Raw genomic sequence first — 22,375 nt, forward strand, 5'->3', positions numbered from 1 at the left:
TTTTGAAGTCAATTGGGTCCCAAAAGAACTATTTCTTTTTATCAGAGATGTATTTTTCAATTACCGTGCGGTCGTTCGATTTTGTTGCACGTTTTGCACCTACAACCTGTTGTACACTTACACCCATTTTGGTTGCTACGTGTGAAAGCTCATAATCTTGAGATGAATTTACTTTTTTTCTGTCACTTGGTCCTTGCTTTGCCATAATTATTTGTTTTTAGGTAGATATGATAAATTAATATTCCGTTACATTTGGTGCTCGGAGATCAACTCGCCAATTTGCCCTACAAAACCTTCCTCCAGTTCGTCCATAGTTCTCCAATTGGTTCCAAATTTTCCTACTTCGGGATAGACCACCCCGATTTTTTCTTCGCCTTCAAGGATTCGAAAAGTTCCATTATCCTGAGGTTCGACTTGGTATTGCTTTTCTAAAAGCTGTATGTTAAATGTTTGCATATCCATAAGTTTTTTTGTTTAAACAAGGTAAATCGAGGATTGTTTTTACGAATACATTTTCTGTTCATCTGTATAATATGCGGTTCTTCCGCCTATTTTTTCCGACTTGATTTCTTTGCCCGTTGGGCTCTTTTCGATCTTCGCCCCATGCACTTTCATCGCATCCCGCAGTTCACCACGCAATTCATCACCGTTCTCTTTCGCTATAAAATCAATGGCTTCCCGTAAAACGGAAACCATGCTGGCATAGAGCTTCTTCGCTACTTTCTCTGGGATGGCATTTGACAAGGAAAAAGGTGAGATTCGGGCATCCCACAGAATTTCATCAGCGTAAGAATTGCCTATTCCTCGAATCACTTTCTGGTCCATCAGTACCTCTTTCACCATTCCCTTTTTCTTTGCAAGCAGCGTTATAAAATCTGCTTCGGAAATTTCCAGCGCATCGGGTGATTTGGCTTTCACCGGATCAAGTGTTGGCGTGGCCTGCTTTAACCGATCTGTAACTGCAAATCCGCCACCACCTGCAAAGTGGAAACCGAAGACCAGAAACTTAGGTTCTGGGTTAGATTGGTCTAACAATTCCAGTTCACCCCGAAGCATTAAGTGCATGCCAAGCACGTGATTACTTGAAAATTTAAACTGTAAAGTCTTTCCCTCTCGCAGTACTTCTATCAGTTTTTTTCCCTCCAAGGCTTCCTTAAGCTCTGCAACTGTCCCTTTTAGCTTTTTTGCCACCTTTACATCAATCTCCTTTAGGGTCTTTCCTGCAAATTTGCGCGACAGGATCTGCGCAAAAACGGTTAAATCTGGTAGTTCTGCCATCACTTATACACTTAGGTATTTCTTAATTTCTTTAACCGAGTTGCCATTCATTACCATTGCTGCCTTCAGTTCATCTACACTGATCTGAAACTGATCTGCCCAAGCCTTCACATCGGCTGGATCATCGGCATTGATTTCTCTATGCTCATTTTCATCGATAAAGGGTTCTAAGGTATCCGAATCATCCTCAATCGAATACCGCTCCCTGATTTCCTCTGGATCTGGGATATTTTCTCCAAAACCAAAATTGTCCTTATTTTCTTCCATGTCTATTATCTTATTAATATCATCGGTTACGGATAAACTTCTTTTGCTTTCAAAATTGCTGTTTCAAGGTCAATCCCCTTTCCCAGTACACCCTTAAAAATATCACCCTTAGTCTTTAACCTTTCAATTGCATTAAAAATGGTAAAGTCCTTCATTTTCAGTCCTGGTTTCACTTCCTCCCATTCCAATGGCATCGAAACTGTCGCCCCTGGTTTTGGTCGCAAAGAATAGGGTCCCGCGATAGTTGCGCCTGGTCTATTTTGCAAAAAGTCTAAGTACATCTTTCCTTTACGGGCAGGGATCATTCGCTCAAGAGAGGTAAACTTCGGAATGATGGTATTGACAATCCCAACGATGATCCTCGCAAAAAGTTGGCTTTGGTCATAATCGTATTTTCCACCCAATGGGATATAGATATGTATCCCAGTTGAGCCAGATGTTTTTGGAAAGCTTGGCACATTGATAGCATCTAACACTTCCTTCACTACGTTTGCTGCTTCAATTACTTTATCAAAATGGTGTTTATCTGGATCAAGATCAATCACGCAATAATCAGGATTGTCTGGCGATTGCACTCGAGAAAACCAAGGATTAATCTCTATACAACCCAGTGTATTCATCCACAAAAGTGTTGCTACATCATCACCAACCAAATATTCTTTCGGTTCTCCATCACTTGTAGAATAAGGAAAAGTTTTCGCCCATTCTGGCGCCTTGCCTTTCACGTCTTTCTGGTAAAAACTTTGGCCCTTTATGCCACCTGGAAAACGGTTTAAGGAAAGTGGTCTATCCTTTAGGTAAGGAAGAATGAAATCTGCCACCTGATAATAATAGTTGAATAAATCTCGCTTAGTCACCCCGTCTTCAGGCCAATAGACCTTAGAAAGGTGATTAAATTTCAGTTCCTTACCATCTACCTTGCGTACTTGGGTTTCATCTTTTGGATTCAATAAGGTTTTAGGAATGGTTACTTTTGGTGGTCTAATTGCCGAGGCATGTTGATCAACCACCACTTCCTTTTTATCTTTTTTAGTTTCCTTTACTGCTTTTTTGGGGGCTTTATCTTTTGTATTACTTTCTATTTCTGTATGGGTTAATTCCGCCGCTACTTCTTCTACAATTTTTTCGGTATCGGCAGCTGTTTCTCGTACAACGTCCTTGGCATTCTTATCTATACGCATACCCTGAAATGATGGATGACGGAAGATTCCCTCATCGGTTACCTCGGTAAAGGCTACCTCGCAAACCAGTTCTGGTTTCATCCAGGTTGCTTTGGCATTCAATTGCTTGTGCTGAAAACGAGAAAGCTTATTGATATCTGGTACAACTGTAAAAGGACTTTTATCGGTAATGTAAGGCTGAAAAGCTTTCAACATCTTTTTCTGGTCAGCATCCGAAAACCCTGTTCCCACCTTGCCAACATAGGTTAATACTTTATTTTCCCGTACTGCTAAAATGAGCGAACTGAAAAGTTTTGAGGTGTCTGCGTTTTTGGTGAACCCTGCAACAATCACTTCCTGCCTGCGAGAGACTTTGATTTTTAGCCATTCCTTAGACCTGTTGGATAAGGTATAGGTAGAAGATTTTCTTTTGGCCATAATCCCTTCCAGCCCCATCCGTTCTGCAGCTGCAAAAAAGTCTATCCCTGAGGCATCGAACACTTTAGAGATTCGCACCCTATCATCATCGGTAGGGAGCACTTCATTTAAAATTGCTTGCCGCTCCACCAGCGAAAGCGCGGTTAGGTCTTTTCCATCGTACCATAGTATATCGAATACGTAGAAAACGAGTTCTCCATCTGCCTCACTTCTCCAGTTCTGCAATGCCCCGAAGTTAGAAACGCCTTTGTCGTTTAACACCAAAATCTCTCCATCAAATACCGCATTCAGTTCCCAAGAAGAAAGTATTTTATGAATTGGGTAGAATTTATCGTCAAAGGATTTATTGTTACGGGAGAGCAGTTCTACCTTTCCCTTGTTTACAAATGCAAGTGTACGGTAACCGTCCCACTTCACCTCATATTGCCAATCCGGATCATCAAACGGCCCATCTACAAGGGTCGCTAACATGGGTTTCACACCCTTTGGAATAGCGCCTTTAGGTGCAGCTTTCAGCACCAACTTAGCGTCAAGCTGAGCAGATTCAACGGCAACCTTTGTTCCATTATCCTTATCAGCTTCCCCCTTTTTGGCTGAGCTTTTTTTAGCTTTGGGTGATTTTGCCTCCAACTTCTCTTCACGGTCGGAATGCCAAACGGCATCACTGTTCTTTTCCATGAGTTCGATCGTTTTGCCCGAAAGCACCGAGGTATCTTGCTTAGTTATATCTTTTTTTGATGAAAAATCATCGTCATGTTTAATCAGCAGCCATGAATTTTCTCCCATCCCGTTGGTACGCACCAAAGCGAACTCACCATTTAGTTTCTCTCCATGCAGTTTCATCTTTACCGAACCTTTTTTTAGCTCAGCAAGCAGGTACTTTTCCTGTGCTTTTTTTCCTTTGATAGGTTCGATTGTCTCGTACCAACCTTGATCCCAAACAATCACCGTACCACCGCCATATTCTCCTTTGGGAATGGTGCCCTCAAAGTTGCGGTAATCAAAAGGATGATCCTCAACCATCATGGCCAATCGTTTCACTTTTGGATCTAAGGTAGGTCCTTTGGGTACTGCCCAGCTTTTCAGCACTCCTTCCATCTCCAAACGAAAATCGTAATGTAGCCTAGAGGCATCGTGTTTCTGTATCACGAACATCAGTTTATTGCTGTCCATGCTCCTGCCTGCTTTAGGTTCAGCAGTCTTAGAAAAATCGCGCTTCTGTTTATACTTATCTAGTCCCATGGCATCTTGTTTAAGCAAATCAATTTGTGCTTTAAACAGCCAAGAACTTAAAATGTTTAACTGAAATCTGCTAGTATAAAAGATAACCTACCACAGCGCTGTTACTAGAAGAAAGGGCATCAGTATTTCTGCTCCGTATAAATACCCAAATTAAATAAACTTATACTCAATTTCAAATTAGCTGAAACAATCTGCTACCAATGTCCTTTATACCAACAGCGAACGCTTAGTAATCAAATAAAAACAAAAGGACCAAGCGCTCTACCAAAACGTTATCATTTACCTAAATCAATACTATTATGTTCTATCACGTAAAAGACCTACAATTCAATGCACGCGTTTCGCGTCCAGATCCTAGATTTGCAAACATCCTCCTTGAGCAATTCGGTGGAGAAAATGGAGAGTTAGCAGCAGCCATGCAGTACTTTACCCAGGCCTATGGTGCCAAAATGCCCCATCCAGATAAATACGATATGCTGATGGATATTGCCACCGAAGAGTTCTCTCACCTTGAGATTGTTGGTGCCACCATCCAGATGTTGCTTAAAGGCGTAAATGGAGAAATGAAATACGCTGCCGATTCGGAAGAAATTATGCAGGTAATGGAGGGAAGCGAAAAACGCGAATCAATTATCCATGCCGCACTAACCGCTAATCCGCAATTCCCTATACTCTCTACAGGCGGACCAAGGTTAACCAACAGCCAAGGGATTCCATGGTGTGGATCTTACATCCATTCAAACGGTGACCTAACCGTCGACCTGAGAAGCAACTTGGCGTCAGAGTCAAGGGCAAAGTTAGTGTACGAGCACTTGATGAAATTTACTGACGACCCCTATGTAAAAGAAACCCTTTCCTTTTTGATGACCAGAGAGGTTGCCCATTATAAAATGTTCGAAGCTGCTCTTTCTACCATCGAACCGAACTTCCCACCAGCAGTACTTCAAGCAGACCCAAGGTTTACCCAACAGTATTTTAACCTTTCTAAAGGAGATAATTTCCGCGGGCCATGGAACGAGGGAGAAATGCCAGACATGGGCAAGGAGTGGGAATATATTGCCAACCCAATTGTACATGTTAGAGACACAAATGGACTGACCGAACAACCAGAAGATATGGATGAGCAGCTTGCAGCTACTAAGAAGCTTGATGAACAGATGAGCGAAATGAAGAGCGATGAAGTTATCAGTTCAGAACCAGAAGGTGTTGCCCAATGGAGCGACTACGCTGCTCCAGAAAAGGAATCCTAAATTTTAAGTGCCGTGGGCAACTGCGGTACTTTTAAAACTTTATTACCCATTACCATCAATGTTAGCATATTGACAATAAACACAAGTCAAAATGGAAACACAGCCGAACCTTAAAAAGATCCAGCATTGTGCAGACGAACTCATAAGCCAAGGCCTTACTATCGCTTTTGCAGAAAGTGCTACCGCAGGACGCATCTGTGCGGATTTCTCCTTAGCAGATGATGCTGGAAAATTCTTAAAAGGTGGTTTGGCCTGCTATGACGCTAACCTTAAAGAAGATCTTTTGAAGGTAGATCCCCAGTTGATTGAGACTTACACACCAGAATCACCCCAGGTGACTATGGCAATTACAAAGGGGCTTGCCCAGTTAATCAAAGCAGATATCCACATTGGGTGTACAGGATTAACCTGTCCAGGTGGTAGCGAAACGATAGAAAAACCTGTAGGTACAATGTTCTTTTATGGGATACTGAATGGTCAAACGATATTCTCTGAAAAGACCGTTTTTCCTGGGTCTCCTAATGAAGTTGTTGTTCAATCTGTTGATAGAATCACACAGCTCTTATTGGACTATCTCCTTAAGAGTTCAGCAGACGAATCAACCGATGATGGCAGCAATAAAAACAAAGCAAAATCCACTGCATCCAGTGGCAATGGATTCGATGAGTGGTCTGTGTCTTGGCCATAAAAATAAAAAACTAAACATTACCATTATTATATGGTTACCTCTACCAGAAACTAAAAAAGAAAAATATATGGCAACTACCAAAACAGCTGCGAAACCTGCAGCAAAAAAAACAACAACAAAATCATCAAGCAGTAAAGCAAAATCAGAAGGAAATGAATTCCAAGATTTCTTTGTTGATGAACTGAAAGACATCTATTGGGCAGAAAAGCATCTTGCAAAAGCGCTTCCTAAGATGCAAAAAGCAGCAACTAGTGAGGAACTAGCCATGGCATTTGAAAAACATACCCAAGAGACTAAACTCCACGCAGAGATTTTGGAGCAAGTATTTGGCATGTTCGATGAGAAAGCAGTAGCTAAAAAATGTGATGCTATGGCTGGCCTTTTAGAAGAAGCAGATGGAATCATTGAAGACACTGAAGAAGGAACAATGATCAGAGATGCAGCATTAATTCTTGCAGCACAAAAAGTAGAGCATTATGAAATTGCTACTTACGGTACATTAGTAGTATTTGCAAGAACCATGGGTCGTGATGACGTTGCAGATCTATTAGCTCAAGTTTTAGAAAACGAAAAAGCTACCGATGTGGCATTAACCACCGTAGCCGAAGGCTTTATCAATAAAGAAGCGGCTAGCGAATAAAAACCACAGGAAATAAGTAAAATACAACGCCCGCTTCCCAAAAGGAAGCGGGCCTTTTTAAACAAAAAATCTACAAATTTGTTAAGCATTTAAATTCAAGACGTGAATGATAAGGCCAAGATTAGAACGCTATAGAAAATATTTCCTTAACCACTTTGATAATTACGTACTTGCAGCAGAATTTGACCTAAAGAAGAATTTGGTTGTTTATGCCACTCCTTACCAAGACTTTGATGAAATCGTAATAGAAATCTGCGAAGGACTAGTTGATACTGTAGATTTCTCTGACCATGTGCTTCTTTACCTTTATCCATTTGGCAGTAATAAGTATATCAAGATTGCTATCAACCCAACAAATTAAATATTAAAATTTTAGTAAGTATCTCTTACAATTTGGCGCAACATGTTCAAATTCGCATGCGCCTCTCCCATGGTATTGTTAAAATAGACAAAAACCTTTTTACCCTCGCTCAGCCATTCGGTAACATAGCTCGCATATTCATACAGCACATCATCAGCGTAACTTCCACGATAGTTTCCTCCTGGTCCATGAAACCTAAGATAGATAAAATCTAGCCCAGAATCACGAATGGGATTTGAAGCTGGTGTTTTATCGTGGATAACCATACCAAAAGAAAACTCTTCTAAAAGTTCATAAATTTCTTCGCAGTATAGCGAGTTATGGCGAAATTCTAGCGCAATCTTCCACTGATGATCAGGATCATTATCTCTAAGCACAGACATCAAAAAACGCAATTGTGCAAAATGAGATATCCGAACACTGGGTGGAAACTGCACTAAAAGACAGCCCTTTTTCTGGTTAACATGAGAAATTACATGAAAGAACCTAGATACAATTGCTGGATCAAAGGCAAGGTCTTTATTATGGGTGATCTCTTTAAAAAGCTTAAAGGTAAAGAGGAATTCTTCTGGTACATCCAAAGCCCATTTTTTCATTGTAGAGGAAAGTGGGATTTTATAAAAAGAACTATTGACCTCAATAGTATCCATCAGCGAGGCATAATAACAGAGCCTGCTCTTGTCTTGAAACTCCTCTGGATAATAAAGCTTATTGGGAACGGGCAGCAGCAGCCCACTCGTACCAGAATAATAATTGTTAAAGCTGATCTCCATTTAAGTTAAACACCACTGCGGAGATTTTGTTGATAAAAAAACTGCATAAAAACTTAAACATTCATCTCCTAAATCTGTTCCCCTTGCACATAAGAAGAAACGACATGGATACCAAATTTGTACAAAACATCATCAGCGGCATAAAGGAAATTGACTTAAAGCCCTCAGGAGAAAAGAACATTGATACTGGCGAACGAGCTTTATCGCTAATTATGGACAGCTATCTGCTTTATAAATCATTAAAAAGTATCACTAGACACCCGCTAATAGGCATACAGGGAGCAGCGGCAAGTGGATTATTGATCTATCGCGGTGCTACAGGCGTTTGTCCGGTCTATAAAAAACTAGACATAGACACCACCGACCCTCAGGCCATCAATATCTCAGAGACCATCACTGTAAACGCCTCTAGAGAAAAGGTTTATGCCTTTTGGCGAGAACTTTCTAACCTACCAAAGTTCATGCAGCACCTTAAAGAAGTGACTGAAACAAGTGATACAGAGTCTCACTGGATTGCTAATACACCTGGCAACCTTATCCCGTTGAGTTGGAATGCAGAGATTACCCATGAGGAAACTGGAAGTTACCTTGGTTGGCAGTCAACTGAGGGCTCAATGGTCGAAAACGCGGGTAAGGTAGAGTTCACCGATACCTTAAATAGCATAGGCACCCAATTACACATCGAAATCAATTATTTTCCGCCGGCTGGAAGTGTAGGCCGTGGTATAGCCTCATTGTTTAACGGGATGTTCGAAAAAATGATCAGGGCCGATATCCAGAACTTCAAGGCATATGCCGAACAGGCAGACTTTAGAGCCTACGCGGGCCTTAGCATGGAAGAATATTAACCCTTATCCTCTAATCAGTATAAATCACAAAAAAACCAATACCTATGGCACATCTAGAAGTAGAACCAAAACCAAAACGCCCACTATGGATATGGATCCTATTGGCAATTACCCTTGTTGCATTGGCCGCAATGCTTCTTAGAAAATGCGACGCTGAACAGTCAGATGTACAGAGAGCAGCAATGGCAGATTCTACAAACGCAATCGCTTCAACAGTTCCAGATTGGAATAGTGTAGATTTTAATTCTGCAACCTCTACTGATGTAGATATTACTGATCAAGAAATTCAGACTAGAGGAAACGGTACTTATACCATTTATACCCTTGGTGAGAACATCCTTTTTCCTACAGATGGCAATGATGTATCTGAAAATGGACAGGCAAAACTAAAAATAATAGCTGATGCATTGAACAAAAAATTTGAAGGTGCAACGATTGGCGTATTCGGCAGCACCGATTCAACTGGTCCAGCTGATGAAAACAAAGATCTAGGTAAACAAAGGGCCGAAGCAGTAAAGAATTGGCTAACCTCATCAGGAGGAGTACCAAGCGGCACCGTATCAGTACAATCACTAGGCGAAACCCAACCGGTAGCTACCAATCAAACTAGCGAAGGTCGTAAACAAAACCGCAATGTTTCAATCGTAGTCTTCCCTAAACAGTAGAAACAACAAAAAATCACAAACCCACCTTAACCTAAATACATTTACCATGGAAAAATATATCTATAGATACTTACTCGGACTGAAAAACAGTGATTTTCAGATTGTAGAAGGCGAACCCAACATCATTGGATGGGAAGTAAAGTCAGAAAGCGACAGCTATATTGGAGAAGTGAATGATCTTCTCTTTGATCCTGAATCAAGGTCGGTAAGGTATCTTGTTATTGACCTTAAAGACAATGGAATGGAACTTGGAGATAAAAAGGTAATGATACCCATAGGTACGGCACACCTTCATACTTCTGATGACGAAGTAGTATTGCCAAACATTACCGCCAGCCAACTGGCCTCTCTTCCAGCATATGATGAAAACAGTACCGTTCCAGCTACGGAAGTACAAATCCGCGAGGTTATTGGCAGTCCACAGACTCAAAGAGAAAGAGAGATTGAAGAATTTAACCAGAACGAGTTTTATGCTCACGAGCATTTCGACAAAAACAGGTTCTATCAAAGAGGTGGTAGCGGCCAAGAATATACTGGAGATCGCAGATTGAGCAACAGGAAATTCACAATTTGGTAGAAAATTCAAAGGATCATGATTTTCATGCAGCAGACGAGCACACAGGAAATGATACCCATCACAACGAAGGCAAAAGAATTGAAGAGGAACAAAAAAATAATGATGGTTATCTAGATAGTAATAGGCCGCCAAACACTTAAAAATATATTACCAAGGGATGCCACTAGCATCCCTTTTTTAGCTAAAAAGTATATTATTATTCATAAGAGAATTACATTTTATTAGATTGATCAGAACCTATCATTTCTTGCTCAATCCATAATCAAACTATTAAGATAAATAGTAAAAATGCTTCCTTTTCCTGGTTCGCTCTCTACAACTATTTTTCCGCCAGCCGCATTTATAATTTTTTTGGCAAGGTACAGGCCTATTCCACTGCCTTCTATATCCTGATTAAGCCTACCATACATGGCGAAAATCTTGTCTAAACCTTGCGCATCAATTCCCTTTCCGTTATCCTTAATCTTCAAAATGATATTTTTCCCTACTTTTTGACACTGTATGTTTATAAGGGGTTCCTCATTGCCTTTAAATTTAATGGCATTTGATATGAGGTTGAACATAATGCTCCTTAGATTTTTTCTAGAAAAGGACAGCTCGTTTACTTCTAGATTTCGAATGATCTTAGCGCCTGATTGTTTGATCTTGTCAGTCAGGCTCCACTCTACATTATCGATGATTTCATTCAAGTTTACCATTTCCATGACGGCCATCTCATGTTCTACCTTTGCAATAACGCCAATGTCTGTAATTAACAGTCTATAGGTTTTGATCGATCTGTTGATTAAATCCAGTACATCAATCAATTTTGCATCCGAAAGTGCTATATGATTCATTACATTAATACTTGTTTCGATATTCCCAAGCGGAGCTAGCAGGTCATGAGAGGCGGCATGGATGAAATGATCTAAATCTGCATTGATCCTGAGTAAGCTCTGGTTTTTCTCATCCAGTTCAAACTGGATATCCTTAAGCTGGGTAATGTCACTAAAAGTAATAATAGCACCACTCCTTGTCTTTGAACTTTGTTGTAGATAGGGCATAATCATCATCTGGTACCATCTGCCATTGGTAGTTTCTATCTCCTTAGCAAACACAGTATCATTCTCCAATACATTTTTGATGTCTTCTATCAGGTTTTCGAATTTAATGTTGGTTGATATGTGGTTAATTGGTCTTCCCACATCTGAATCCCTCAAATTGATGAGGTTAATTGCTCCAGGAGAGAACTTCATCAGCTCTAATTCATTGTTTATGAACAATTGGCCATTGATATTGCTACGAAAATAGTTGTTAAGATCATCATTGATCTCCAACAATTCCTTATTCTTGAGGTGATATTCAGTATTAATGGTATGCAATTCTTCATTTACCGACTGCATCTCCTCATTGGTACTCTGCATTTCTTCATTGGCTGAGATGAGCTCCTCATTAAATGACTGCATGTTTTCATTTGAAGAATCAAGTTCATCATGAACTTCGTTAAGTTTAAGTTTCAACGCTCTTAGCTCCTGCTCAAGGTTTTGGGTATACTTATCCTGATAGATCTTTTCGTCGAATATTGGCGTGTTGCCAATCATACTATGCTCATTTTCACTGAACAGTGCCATCAATATCTTTTGATATACATTTTTGGTGACGATAGGCACTACTGAAAGATTGATGCTAATGACTTCACTACCATTTTTGATACTAATTGCTGAAACATTAGCTCTTTCATTATTTTGGATAGCGGTTGTTCTTAAGGTATTAAAAGCAATGGCCAATGGGGGTTTTAAGAGTTCTTCTAGGTTAGAATTAAAGTTCTCTTGAAGCATATACCTACTGGTGTCTCCGTATGCGCGGATAACATGGTTGTACTCATCAACAAAAACACACAAATAGCCCATTTCCCTTGCTGCCGCATTAGACATCAGGTCAGTTAGTGTGTTGTTGTTATTTTTACCATCCCCTTCGCCAGAAAAGATTGATTTTCGTTTAATCTCTTGGTATTCGGGAATTGCAAAGGCATCAAAGCTGATTGCTTTTTTATTCTTTGTATTTCTATAGATCTTCCATCTTTTATCTGCAATCTCTAAACTGTTAATGATTGGTGTTGGGTTTTCACTAGAACCCAAAAAGAGATAACCGTCCATCTTTAGACCAAAAAGAAGCATATTAAATACCTTCTTTTGCAATACGGGAGTCATATAGATCAATAAGTTCCTACAGCTAATCAAATGCATATTGCAATAAGGCGGATTTTTAACAAGGTCATGTTGGGCGAAGATGACCATCTTTCTGATGCCCTGTTTGATCTTGTAGTTTTCTCCTTCCTTAGTAAAATAATCATCAAGTCTTTTTTGACTAACAGTTTTTGAAATATCCAAACTATAAGTTCCCTTTGCAGCATGGGCCATAGCGGCTGTATCGATGTCTGTAGCAAATATTTTTACGATAGTATTTTTATGGGCTCCTGTTAGCTGTTCTGCTATTAGTATTGCTAGGGAATAAGCTTCCTCTCCTGTTGCACAGCCTGCTACCCAAATCTTCAGTTCTTCTCTAACTTCTAACTTTTCGAGAATTTTTGGAATGATTTTTTTCTCAATATGGTCAAATGCTTCTGGGTCTCTAAAGAAAGCGGTAACACTAATTAGGAATTCTTTTCCTAAGGCAATAACTTCACTTGGATTTTCATTCAAAAACTCCAAATATGCCTGAAGTGAATTAAAGTTTTCTTGTGATGCCCTCTTCTGTGTCCGCCTTAAAATTGTAGATTGCTTATAACCAGAAAAATCGTGGGGTGATGACTGTTCTATGAGTTTGATGATTTCAGGTATTACCAACTGGTCTTCTGGACTTTCTACCGACAGCTTACCTTCCTTATCAACATAGGCTTCGATAGCTGCAGGCATCAAAGCTGGTTCAAGAATAAAATCAACCATTCCTGTAGCAACCGCATGGGCTGGCATGCTAGAGAAATCTGAGGTTTCAGGATTTCGTACCATTACCATACCTCCCTTTTTCTTGATTTCAATGATACCCTCGGTGCCATCAGATCCAAGACCTGAAAGAACAACACCAATTGCCTTTGTACCACAATCTTTAGCAAGTGAATTAAAAAAAGTATTAATGGTTAAGTGTGGTCCTTTGTTCCCTTTTTCGGTAAGTCGCAACTTGCCATCTTTAATGGTCATGAACTTATTGTTAGGGATTAGGTATACTTCGTTACTTTTCACATTCGATCCATCTTCTGCCTCACGCACCTTTAATTTACTGTGCTTTCCTAGCAATTCGACCATACGGCTTTTAAAAACTGGCGAAAGATGCTGCACAATTACATAGGCTACCCCATCCAATGGGGTATTGTCGAAGAAAGAATTAATCTCTTCCATCCCCCCAGCAGATGCGCCGATGGCAATGATGTACTTTGGATCTAAATTTAACATAATAAGGTAGTTAGAAGAGCGAGGTTCGGTAAGGTAGGGTTTAATTAATGAAAGAACCTAGAATAATATATATATTTATTTGAAAACCAAGACATTGTAGCAACAAAATCTTTTACTGAAACGGACAAAAAGAAAGCGGAAAAGACCAAAGATCCTTCCCGCTCATTTAATAAAAATTTCGGCTAGACTATAAGTCTTTGTATTTCTGCTCTAATACTTCAATTTCTTTTAATGCTTCGGCAATTCCATTGCGCTGAGCAGTTAATAAATTTAAGTGGTCTTCATGCAGCTGGTTATCTTTAATCGCCATGTCATATTTTTCGAGAGCTGCTTTCTCACCAGTCACTACAGCGCCAAGAACAGCAGTTTCACTTCTATCAGTAAGGGCTTCTTTGATATCTATCCAAGTACGATGGATTGCTCCAAGAATTCCGCCCTCTTCGTTATCAGAATTACCACCATGTTTTGCCAAATGTGCTTTCAATTCATTTTCATACAATGCCCTTTCGGCAACATATTTTAAAAATACAGCTTTAAGCTCAATGTTATCTGTCGATTCAGAAGCCGATTGATATCCTTCTTTTCCGTCATTGATGATAGAGATCAGACCCTTCAAGTCTGAAATGATTTCTTGATTATTTTCCATGTTTTTAGGTGTTTTTTATTGAAAGAACCAACATGCCTATAGAAAGGTTTGTCATTTTTTTGTAGCAACAAATCTATATCAGGTTACTAACTGCCTACTATTAAGTTAGAGATCGATTAACATTAGCTTTCAATCATAGCAGAAAGCAAAACAAATAATTTTCCGAGTAAAAACTGCAATAATCAGTTAAAAATGAAAAAAGAAATAAGGATAATAAGTTTAGCTATTAGTTTTTTCGGGCATCTCAAACACGATTTTGAACGTCGTTCCCACCCCTACCTCGCTCTCTACACTAATAGTTCCATTAAGTTGCTGCACCTGCATATTTACCATATATAGTCCCATGCCCTTGCCCTCAATTTCTGGATGAAAGCGCTTATAAAGACCAAAGAGTTGTTCGGCGTTCTTTTCCAGATTGATGCCCATACCATTGTCGGCAAACTCCAATACCAGTTTATCGCTATCTATTCGGCTTGAAATATGGATTATCGCTGCTTTATCAGTCCTTCTGTATTTGATGCTATTGAGTATTAGGTTATAAAAAATGCTATGCAGATAGCTCTTATAGCAATAGGTATGCTGAGCCTGCGAAAAGTCGGTAGTAATTGAAACGCCACTGCTTTCGATTAGGTTTGCGATACTGATTTTGATATCTGCAATAAGTGATGCGAAATCCACGCGCTCCAACGCTTCGGTAAGCTCATGATTCATATTTAGGATAAAGTTAAGGTCTCTGATTACAGAATCTAGCTTTTCTGTCGACTCGGTAAGTGCTGCGATCACATCTTCATCCTCGCAAACACCCTTGGGGTCTAATAATGCGATTAGCGAAATGATGTTCACTAGTGGCGCCCGAACGTTATGGGATACCACGTAAGAAAACTGCTCCAGATCCTTGTTACGTCGCACCAAGTCGGCCATCATTTTTGCCCGTTCCAATTCCGCCTGTTTTTGTGAGGTGATATCTAGGGAGATCCCCAGCATGCCGCGTTCTTGGTTGCCAGGCAATTCATAGGGTACCTTTACCGTATAGAAGTATTTTATGCTTCCGTCTGCCAATGTATAGGGTTGCTCGGGGATCGTTATGCCTACTCCGGTGCGAATTACCTGCTGATCCTGCTCAAGAAAAAGATTCCTTTCCCCTTCCACCTCCAATTGCTTGAAGATATCTTCCAAAAGAAATTCTTCGGCAGAAACTCCGTACAGTGATGCAAAGCTTTTGTTTACGAAAAGGTAGTGGCCATGTTTATCCTTGATAAATATCCCTTGGGGAATCAGGTCCATGATTAGTTGAAGGTTCTGTTCATACCGAGATCTTGCACCCTCGGATTCCTTGATCTGGGTGATATCGTGCGCAACTCCATGCATACCAATTGCCCTGCCCAGTTCATCGAGCTCATACTCCCCTTGCGAAAAGATATGCCTTACTGAACCGTCTCTACGGATGATTCTGTGGTAGATAGCCGAAGGCGCCAATGAGTCTTTTACTTCTGCTATCACTTTATGCACATGTTGGATATCCTCTGGATGCACCATTTCCAACCATGCATCGTAGGGATGGCTGTTATCGGAAGTATCAAAGCCGTAAATCCTACAAAGCTCTTCTGACCAAGTTGAAATACCTGTAGAAAAATCGATCTCAAAACTACCTACGTGCGCAATCGACTGTGCCTGCTTTAGCCTCAGTTCGGAAGTCTGCCGCTGCTTTTCCGCCCTTTTTCTTGAGCGTTCTCTTTGGAAGGCATTGATCGCAAAGGAGATATCCCCCGCTACCTCTTCAAGCAGCCCGCATTCTTGAGCGCTAAAAAGCTCACGTTGTCCTGAATACAAGTTCAGTGTACCAATAATTTCGTCATTCTTTCTGATCGGTAATACCATAAAAGAAAGAATCCCATTGGCAGTGGCAAAATTTCTCCAGCCATAATGCCTAAAGTTATTTATATCATTGCAAACGTATGGCCCTCCCGACGCCAGTACTTGAGAAATTGGTCCATGCGGCCATATCCCTGCTCCGTCGAACCATTCCATAAAAGACTCTGGTATGCCAGATCCTTGGGCTAGAGAAACCTTTGTTCTGTGCTTATTTAACAATCCCACCCAAGCCATTTTAAAATTACCAATGTCTGTGGCAATTCTACAGGTTTCACTGAAAAGCTCGTCTTCGTTATTCGTCTGCACAATCGCCTGATTGATTTGGCTGATAAATCCATAGAGCCTATTGGCGCTACGGGTCTTCTCCTGGGCCAGAACAGTTTCTGTCACATCCCTAAAATTGTCTACGATCCCACGAATATCTCTATCGTGCAACATATTGGTTACCACAGCCTCATACCAGCGCCAAGAACCATCGCCATGACGCATCCTTCCAGTATGGCCTTTTATAGGAACTCCTGGATTTGCCATTACCTGAGCCATTACATCCGATAGTGATGCAGAGTCATCGGGATGGGCAATAGCAGAAATATCAAGTTTTAGCACCTGCTCAGGTGTATAGCCGAGCACCTTAAAAATGGAGGAAGAAGCATGTATCAACTTTCCCTTATCATTAATTACCACAACCGCGTCCCCAGCATTTTCCAGCAGCGTTTGATACCTGCGCTTGAGCCTTTTGAACCTAGAAAAGACAAACCATGCACCAGCGTAAATTAAAAAAAATAATGCCGCAGCTATTACATACTGCATACCAGCACGGTTAAAGTAAACGCAGCGACAATTGTGCAGGTCGCATCAATTAGCGGGCAGCATGATCTTGGATCATCCATAATTTGGGATTTGGTTAGAAGAGTAGTAAATATAGGCAATTAGCCCCACATTCTTCCTATCACACTTAAAAACAAGTAGTTAATAGCCTTTGGATAAATAGAAGCATAAAACATGATTAATCATTGTTTAATGTACATCAAAGGGGTTTTTGGAGTTAATAGCCGCCAAACTGATAGCAAGTAATCCAAGGCGGCAATTCTGCCGAACAAATCTTAAAACCACAAGCTATAAATCATCTTATCCCAAACAAATAAGCAGGCGGTGGGTTATTAAAAAAACATCTACAGAAAACTTGAACCTAATGAAGAAAACAATATTTATACTTGAAGATAACGACGAGCTTAGGGAATTGTATGGCTATATTCTAGAAGGTGAAAATTATGAAATAAGGACTTTTGCTACAGTAACTCAATTTATGGAAAATGCCAGACAGATACCCCATCTTTACTTGCTTGATGTGATGCTTCCAGATGGTGATGGCATTGAGCTCTGTATAGAGTTGAAAAGAAATTCCCTTACCGCAAATGTACCAGTAATCATGATATCGGCACACAAAAATCTGGCAGACATAAAATCAGAATGCCCACAAGCAGACTTTATCGCTAAACCTTTCGATATAGAAGAGCTAACTAAGCGAATTGCCTTAAAGATCAATGCATAAACAATAGTCCAAACCTAGATCAACACTAGCTCTGATTTTTAAGATAAACTTTAAAAGTAGATCCTTTTCCGATCTCACTTTCAACGGTGATTTTTCCACCGGCTAAATTGACGATTTCCCTCACTAGATAAAGCCCGATCCCAGTGCCTTCAACATCACTAGAGATCCGCTCATATTTGGTGAAGATCTTTTCAAGATCAGCTTCAGCAATTCCTCTGCTATTATCGGTAATGGTTATCACAGTAAAAACATCTTCAAGAGCAACATTAATGCTAATCTTTGGTACTCTACCTGCAACTCTATATTTAATGGAATTGCTCACTAGGTTATAAACTACACTCCGCAGTTTTCGGCGTACAAAAACAATCTCCGAATGACAAACCTCACACTCAATTACCGCACCAGATTCCCAAATTTGCTGAGCAAGCGTTAACCGTACATCCTCCAAAATATGCTCAAAGTCAAGTAGTTCCTCTACAGCCTTGTAACGATGTTCAGACTGTCTAGACTCGGTAAGATCATGGATAATATCCTTCATTTTCACAAGACTATTTTCTACTTTTTCTAACAGCATGGGAAACTTTTCCATACCTTTTTCTGGAATTTTTCTTAGCATCTCGATAGTCAAGCCCAAACTGGTTAAAGGTGTTTTGATGTCATGAGAAATGGTATCTAACAAAATTTCATGTTCTGCAATGAGCTTTTCCTGTTCTTTTAGGTCGCGAATCCGCATGGTAATCTCTACAAAGGTAATGATCACCCCATCTGTCTTCTGCGCCTTAGCTACTACGTATGGCAAGATGTTCATCTGGTACCAGCGCATATCGGTAGTTTGAATCTCCTTTTCTAACACCTCACCAGTATCAATTACATGTTGGATGTTATCAATGATGCTGGGAAAACGAAAATTGTCTGTAATATCTGCCATGGGCCTGCCCACATCCTCCAACTTTAAGCTGAACTGTTTCATTGCCGGTGGTGTGAATTTTCGAAGCACAAGGTGAGTATCTACAAACAGTTGTGGAATAATGGTATTACGAAAATAGTTTTCGAGTTCTTCGTTGAGTTCGATCAACTCTCTGATCTGCTGATTCTTGTCCTGCATCTGATATACAGCCGGTTGCAAAAGCCCAGCTACCACACAAAGTTATGAAAAAAGGGTGAATATTCACTCTTAATATTCCCATAAGCGCTGGACTTGCAGTAGGTCTATCAGTCTTCAAGTGGTAGGCTGAAATAAAAGGTAGAGCCTTTACCCAGCTCGCTCTGTGCCCAGATTTTACCGCCATGGAGCCGTACAATCTCTGCACTAAGGTAAAGACCAATCCCAAATCCAGAAATATTTTTGGTTTGCCTGCCCGAGACCCTATAATAACGCTCAAAGATCCGCTCCAAGTCATGCGGAGCGATGCCAAGCCCTTGGTCAGAAACTGAGAAAACAAGTTCCCCATTATTACAGGAGCAGTCCATTTCTACCCTGCCACCAGTGGGAGAATACTTTACTGCATTGCCCATGAGATTAGTTACTACCGAGATGATCTTTTCCCTATCGGCCATTACCATGTGCACGTCCCTGCAGTCCATCACTAGCTGATGACCAGATGAAGACAACTGCAGCTCCTCCATTGCCTCTACTACAAGGCTGGTAAAATCTATTTGGGTTTTTTCGATATGAATTTGTCCAGACTCTAATCTGGATACATTTAAAAAACCATTGATCATCTCAGTCATCCGTTTCACCTGACCAGCTGCCCGGTCCATCCCATCTATGAGAAAACCATCAGCTGAACCAGCTTTGCGCAACCTAATGCCAGCCAACTGCACAATTGCCTGAAGTGAAGTGAGTGGCGTTTTTAACTCATGACTCACTATCCCTATAAAATCGTTCTTGCGAATTTCTTCTCGCTTGCGCTCTGTCACCTCAATGGCAAAGACCAATATACCAACAGCCTTCCCTTTCCCATCCAATCTGGCTTGATAGGTAAAATCAAAGTATCGGTTCTCCACTTCTCCTCCATCTGTCCTAGACATCGGTATCAATTCATCGGTTCCATGATAGGTCTTACCACTGGCCATCACTTCTTCTAAAACACCTATAATGGGGTCGCCCAAAAGTTCAGGAATCGCCTGTAATAACGCCTTCCCCAATAGCTCTCGCCCTGGAAAAAGCTGTTGATATAGTGGATTAACCATATCAAAGCGAAGGTCCTGTCCTTCGAGGATACATATTCCTGCTGGGGCCTGCCTAAAGAATTCCATCAACCGGTCTCGTTCCTGCGCAGTGTGCGCCTGAGACGCTCGCAACTCCTCTTGGGTATTTTCAAGTTCCAAAAAAGCATTGACCTTATCAGTTGTTTCTATCACATTGGTTAGCACTCCGCAGATATTGCCTTGTTCATCAAGAATTGGGCTATAGGCAAAGTCGAAATAACATTCTTCTCGGAAACCGCTTCGTTCTAGAAACACCCTAAAATCTTGTATTCTAACAGGCCTACCTTCCATTACTCCCGCAAACATCGGCCCCACAGTATCCCAGATCTCAGGAAACGATTCGCTGATGGGAAGGCCCAGCGCTTTAGGATGCTTCAGTGTACCAAGCACCGGACGGTAGGCATCGTTATATAATTGTATATATTCCATGCCCCAGGTAATGTGCATTGGAAAAGGAGAGCGTAACATAATGCCCACTGAAATCTTAAGCGCAGAAGGCCACTGCTCAGGATCGCCTAGGATCGTATCTTTCCAAGAAAAGTTTCGGATGAGCTTGCCCATTATTCCGCCCTCGGCCAAAAAGGGATATTGATTTATTGTTGGCACATGTGGGCCCATAATTAAGTATTGAACTTATGTAACCCATTAGTAGAACAATTGTTTTTATTTATCGGCTGTTTGCATCAGTCTCCTTCTCAACTCTAAAAGAATTCTTAGCTTGAGTATTGTCTTAATCAACATTGCAACTGCTTTTAGCATCAAACACCATCTTGCAAGGTAAAATGTAGTATACTAGGAAAATTGGGAAGATACGAAATTAATAGCCTACCTTGCCATAAACCTATCTCCCATGAAAATCGCAGTCTTCAGTACCCGCAACTATGACCAGCAGTTCCTAGAACAGTTTAACACCGGTCATGAGCTTACCTTTTTTACACAATCGCTTAGCCTGCAGAACATACCGCTCACCCAGGGATTTGATGCACTCTGCCTTTTCGTTAACGACAATGCGGATGCACAGGTACTTGCAAAGCTCGAAGAAAATGGAATAAAACTTATTTTGCTTAGGTGCGCCGGCTTCAATAACATCGACCTATTCGCTGCCGCAGAAACTGGAATCAAGGTGCTGCGTGTACCCGCCTATTCTCCGCAGGCAGTTGCCGAGCATGCCATGGCTATGATACTTACCCTGAATCGTAAAACCCATAAGGCACACAACCGCACCCGTGAAGGAAACTTTTCTTTAGAGGGATTGATGGGCTTTAACTTACACAGTGCCAAGGTTGCGTTGATTGGAACGGGCAATATTGGCAAGGCATTTTATAATATACTAGTTGGCTTTGGTTGCCAGATTATGGCCTATGACCCCTATCCGGATAAAGAACTTACAGCCAAGGGCCTGCAGTATGGAACTTTGGAACAGGTTATTTCAGGTGCAGATATCGTCTCGTTGCACTGCCCACTGTTAGAAGATAACCACCATATGATTAATACTACAACCTTGCAGCTTTTTAAAAAAGGCGCTATGTTGATCAACACCAGTCGCGGAGGGCTTATTAACACTCCCGAAGTAATTGCAGCGCTCAAATCGGGTCAGTTGGGTTACCTTGGGATTGATGTATATGAGCAGGAGTCAAAACTTTTCTTTGCAGATCATTCCTCAGAAATCATGACCGACGAGCTGATCGCAAGGCTGATTTCCTTTCCCAACGTGCTGATAACTTCTCATCAGGGCTTTTTTACTAGAGAGGCAATGGAACAGATTGCTCAGACCACATACGCCAATGTAGATGCCTTTGCTTCGGGATCGGCTCTGGACAATGAGGTACGTGAGTAGCAGGGTTAAATACATACATTTTTTCTCCATTAAAACCTGACTGAAATATTGCTGCAGCTACGCTTTAGCGATGCTCAAGGCATTTAAATCAAAGCAAATAGATCAAATTGGAGTAGAAAAATTGAAACAATACCATGTTAGGAAGGTTACCTTATACTATGGAAGATATCACTGAACCTAAAAAATGCGCTTTTGTTTTAGAAGATGATGATGCACTACGCAAACTCTTTACCTACGTGCTCGAAGAAGAGTCTTTTGAAGTTAAAGCCTACGCCAATGCAACAAGTTTCAAGCAAAGCATTCGCACACAGCATCCTGCCATCATTATCATGGATATGATATTACCAGATGGAAATGGAATTGATATCTGCCACGATCTTAAAGCCGACCCAGAAACTGCCCAAATCCCCATCATCCTACTATCGGCACATAGCGAATTGCATATACTCGCAAAAGGATGCCAGGCCGAAGCATATATGCCAAAACCCTTTGACATCCACGAGTTTATCTCTAGCGTTGAAAAATTCGTTAATTAAATTTACTGAAATAAACTTCAATGATCCAAGGTCGCGAACCGAAACCTTCATCTATCATGAAGGTTTTCTCATGCGATAGATATCGGTGAAGTTCAGTGGGTACTTG

Annotated in this window: 21 protein-coding genes; 10 read left to right on the forward strand and 11 right to left on the reverse strand. The window is 40.8% G+C overall.

Translation table 11 applies throughout. The features are described from left to right. Positions 1–28 precede the first annotated feature (28 nt). The 5 genes from FA048_RS10045 to ligD are packed head-to-tail and all read right to left on the reverse strand — an operon-like array spanning position 29 to position 4,385. Positions 29–205: a DUF3606 domain-containing protein gene (locus FA048_RS10045; protein ID WP_136840431.1), complete on the reverse strand. Its 177-nt coding sequence runs from the start codon at positions 203–205 to the stop codon at positions 29–31. A 41-nt stretch (positions 206–246) separates the two neighbouring features. Next, on the reverse strand, positions 247–462 hold the full coding sequence (locus FA048_RS10050) for a hypothetical protein (protein ID WP_136840432.1): 216 nt from the start codon (positions 460–462) through the stop codon (positions 247–249). A 39-nt stretch (positions 463–501) separates the two neighbouring features. Next, a complete protein-coding gene (locus FA048_RS10055) occupies positions 502–1,278 on the reverse strand; it encodes a DNA-formamidopyrimidine glycosylase family protein (protein ID WP_136840434.1) in 777 nt (258 codons plus the stop codon). Between the two features lie 3 nt (positions 1,279–1,281). Next, a complete protein-coding gene (locus FA048_RS10060) occupies positions 1,282–1,545 on the reverse strand; it encodes a DUF3606 domain-containing protein (RefSeq protein ID WP_136840436.1) in 264 nt (87 codons plus the stop codon). 26 nt (positions 1,546–1,571) lie between these two features. Continuing rightward, entirely contained in the window at positions 1,572–4,385 is a 2,814-nt protein-coding gene (ligD, locus tag FA048_RS10065) for a DNA ligase D (RefSeq protein ID WP_136840438.1), read from the reverse strand. Between the two features lie 299 nt (positions 4,386–4,684). On the opposite strand from ligD, the gene FA048_RS10070 reads away from it, so the two are divergent. The 4 genes from FA048_RS10070 to FA048_RS10085 all read left to right on the forward strand — a co-directional run bounded on the left by FA048_RS10070 (position 4,685) and on the right by FA048_RS10085 (position 7,324). Continuing rightward, positions 4,685–5,635 (forward strand): manganese catalase family protein, encoded by a 951-nt coding sequence (locus FA048_RS10070; protein WP_136840440.1) that lies wholly within the window; start codon positions 4,685–4,687, stop codon positions 5,633–5,635. Between the two features lie 91 nt (positions 5,636–5,726). Beyond that, positions 5,727–6,323: a CinA family protein gene (locus FA048_RS10075; RefSeq protein WP_136840442.1), complete on the forward strand. Its 597-nt coding sequence runs from the start codon at positions 5,727–5,729 to the stop codon at positions 6,321–6,323. Positions 6,324–6,390: 67 nt separating this feature from the next. After that, positions 6,391–6,963: a YciE/YciF ferroxidase family protein gene (locus FA048_RS10080; RefSeq protein ID WP_136841286.1), complete on the forward strand. Its 573-nt coding sequence runs from the start codon at positions 6,391–6,393 to the stop codon at positions 6,961–6,963. 106 nt (positions 6,964–7,069) lie between these two features. After that, positions 7,070–7,324: a hypothetical protein gene (locus FA048_RS10085; protein WP_136840444.1), complete on the forward strand. Its 255-nt coding sequence runs from the start codon at positions 7,070–7,072 to the stop codon at positions 7,322–7,324. A gap of 11 nt (positions 7,325–7,335) precedes the next feature. Here the strand turns inward: FA048_RS10085 and FA048_RS10090 are convergent, their stop codons facing one another. Continuing rightward, on the reverse strand, positions 7,336–8,097 hold the full coding sequence (locus FA048_RS10090) for a DUF72 domain-containing protein (protein WP_136840446.1): 762 nt from the start codon (positions 8,095–8,097) through the stop codon (positions 7,336–7,338). Positions 8,098–8,180: 83 nt separating this feature from the next. Between FA048_RS10090 and FA048_RS10095 the strand changes: the two genes are divergently transcribed. The 3 genes from FA048_RS10095 to FA048_RS10105 are packed head-to-tail and all read left to right on the forward strand — an operon-like array spanning position 8,181 to position 10,187. Beyond that, complete coding sequence (locus FA048_RS10095) at positions 8,181–8,945, forward strand: SRPBCC family protein (protein ID WP_225872526.1); 765 nt, start codon at positions 8,181–8,183, stop codon at positions 8,943–8,945. 44 nt (positions 8,946–8,989) lie between these two features. Next, entirely contained in the window at positions 8,990–9,610 is a 621-nt protein-coding gene (locus tag FA048_RS10100; RefSeq protein WP_136840448.1) for an OmpA family protein, read from the forward strand. A gap of 46 nt (positions 9,611–9,656) precedes the next feature. Then, positions 9,657–10,187, forward strand: coding sequence for a PRC-barrel domain-containing protein (locus FA048_RS10105; RefSeq protein WP_136840450.1), 531 nt, complete (start codon positions 9,657–9,659; stop codon positions 10,185–10,187). 251 nt (positions 10,188–10,438) lie between these two features. On the opposite strand, the gene FA048_RS10110 is transcribed toward FA048_RS10105, so the two are convergent. The 3 genes from FA048_RS10110 to FA048_RS10120 form a co-directional block, all read right to left on the reverse strand. Next, a complete protein-coding gene (locus FA048_RS10110; protein ID WP_136840452.1) occupies positions 10,439–13,615 on the reverse strand; it encodes a chemotaxis protein CheB in 3,177 nt (1,058 codons plus the stop codon). A gap of 187 nt (positions 13,616–13,802) precedes the next feature. Beyond that, positions 13,803–14,261 (reverse strand): PA2169 family four-helix-bundle protein, encoded by a 459-nt coding sequence (locus FA048_RS10115; protein WP_136840454.1) that lies wholly within the window; start codon positions 14,259–14,261, stop codon positions 13,803–13,805. A gap of 219 nt (positions 14,262–14,480) precedes the next feature. Next, on the reverse strand, positions 14,481–16,943 hold the full coding sequence (locus tag FA048_RS10120; RefSeq protein ID WP_136840456.1) for a PAS domain S-box protein: 2,463 nt from the start codon (positions 16,941–16,943) through the stop codon (positions 14,481–14,483). A gap of 382 nt (positions 16,944–17,325) precedes the next feature. On the opposite strand from FA048_RS10120, the gene FA048_RS10125 reads away from it, so the two are divergent. Then, complete coding sequence (locus FA048_RS10125; RefSeq protein WP_136840458.1) at positions 17,326–17,685, forward strand: response regulator transcription factor; 360 nt, start codon at positions 17,326–17,328, stop codon at positions 17,683–17,685. A 25-nt stretch (positions 17,686–17,710) separates the two neighbouring features. Here the strand turns inward: FA048_RS10125 and FA048_RS10130 are convergent, their stop codons facing one another. Beyond that, positions 17,711–18,790, reverse strand: a complete 1,080-nt coding sequence (locus FA048_RS10130) for a sensor histidine kinase (RefSeq protein ID WP_136840460.1) — start codon at positions 18,788–18,790, stop codon at positions 17,711–17,713. A gap of 107 nt (positions 18,791–18,897) precedes the next feature. Then, entirely contained in the window at positions 18,898–20,457 is a 1,560-nt protein-coding gene (locus tag FA048_RS10135; protein WP_169306849.1) for a PAS domain-containing sensor histidine kinase, read from the reverse strand. Positions 20,458–20,746: 289 nt separating this feature from the next. Here FA048_RS10135 and FA048_RS10140 point away from each other — a divergent pair, with 289 nt between their 5' ends. Further along, complete coding sequence (locus FA048_RS10140) at positions 20,747–21,733, forward strand: 2-hydroxyacid dehydrogenase (RefSeq protein ID WP_136840464.1); 987 nt, start codon at positions 20,747–20,749, stop codon at positions 21,731–21,733. A 158-nt stretch (positions 21,734–21,891) separates the two neighbouring features. Then, positions 21,892–22,269, forward strand: a complete 378-nt coding sequence (locus FA048_RS10145) for a response regulator transcription factor (RefSeq protein WP_169306850.1) — start codon at positions 21,892–21,894, stop codon at positions 22,267–22,269. Positions 22,270–22,375 lie beyond the last annotated feature (106 nt).

This window comes from Pedobacter polaris (assembly GCF_005116505.1).
In the GTDB taxonomy this organism is placed as follows: Bacteria; Bacteroidota; Bacteroidia; order Sphingobacteriales; family Sphingobacteriaceae; genus Pedobacter; species Pedobacter polaris.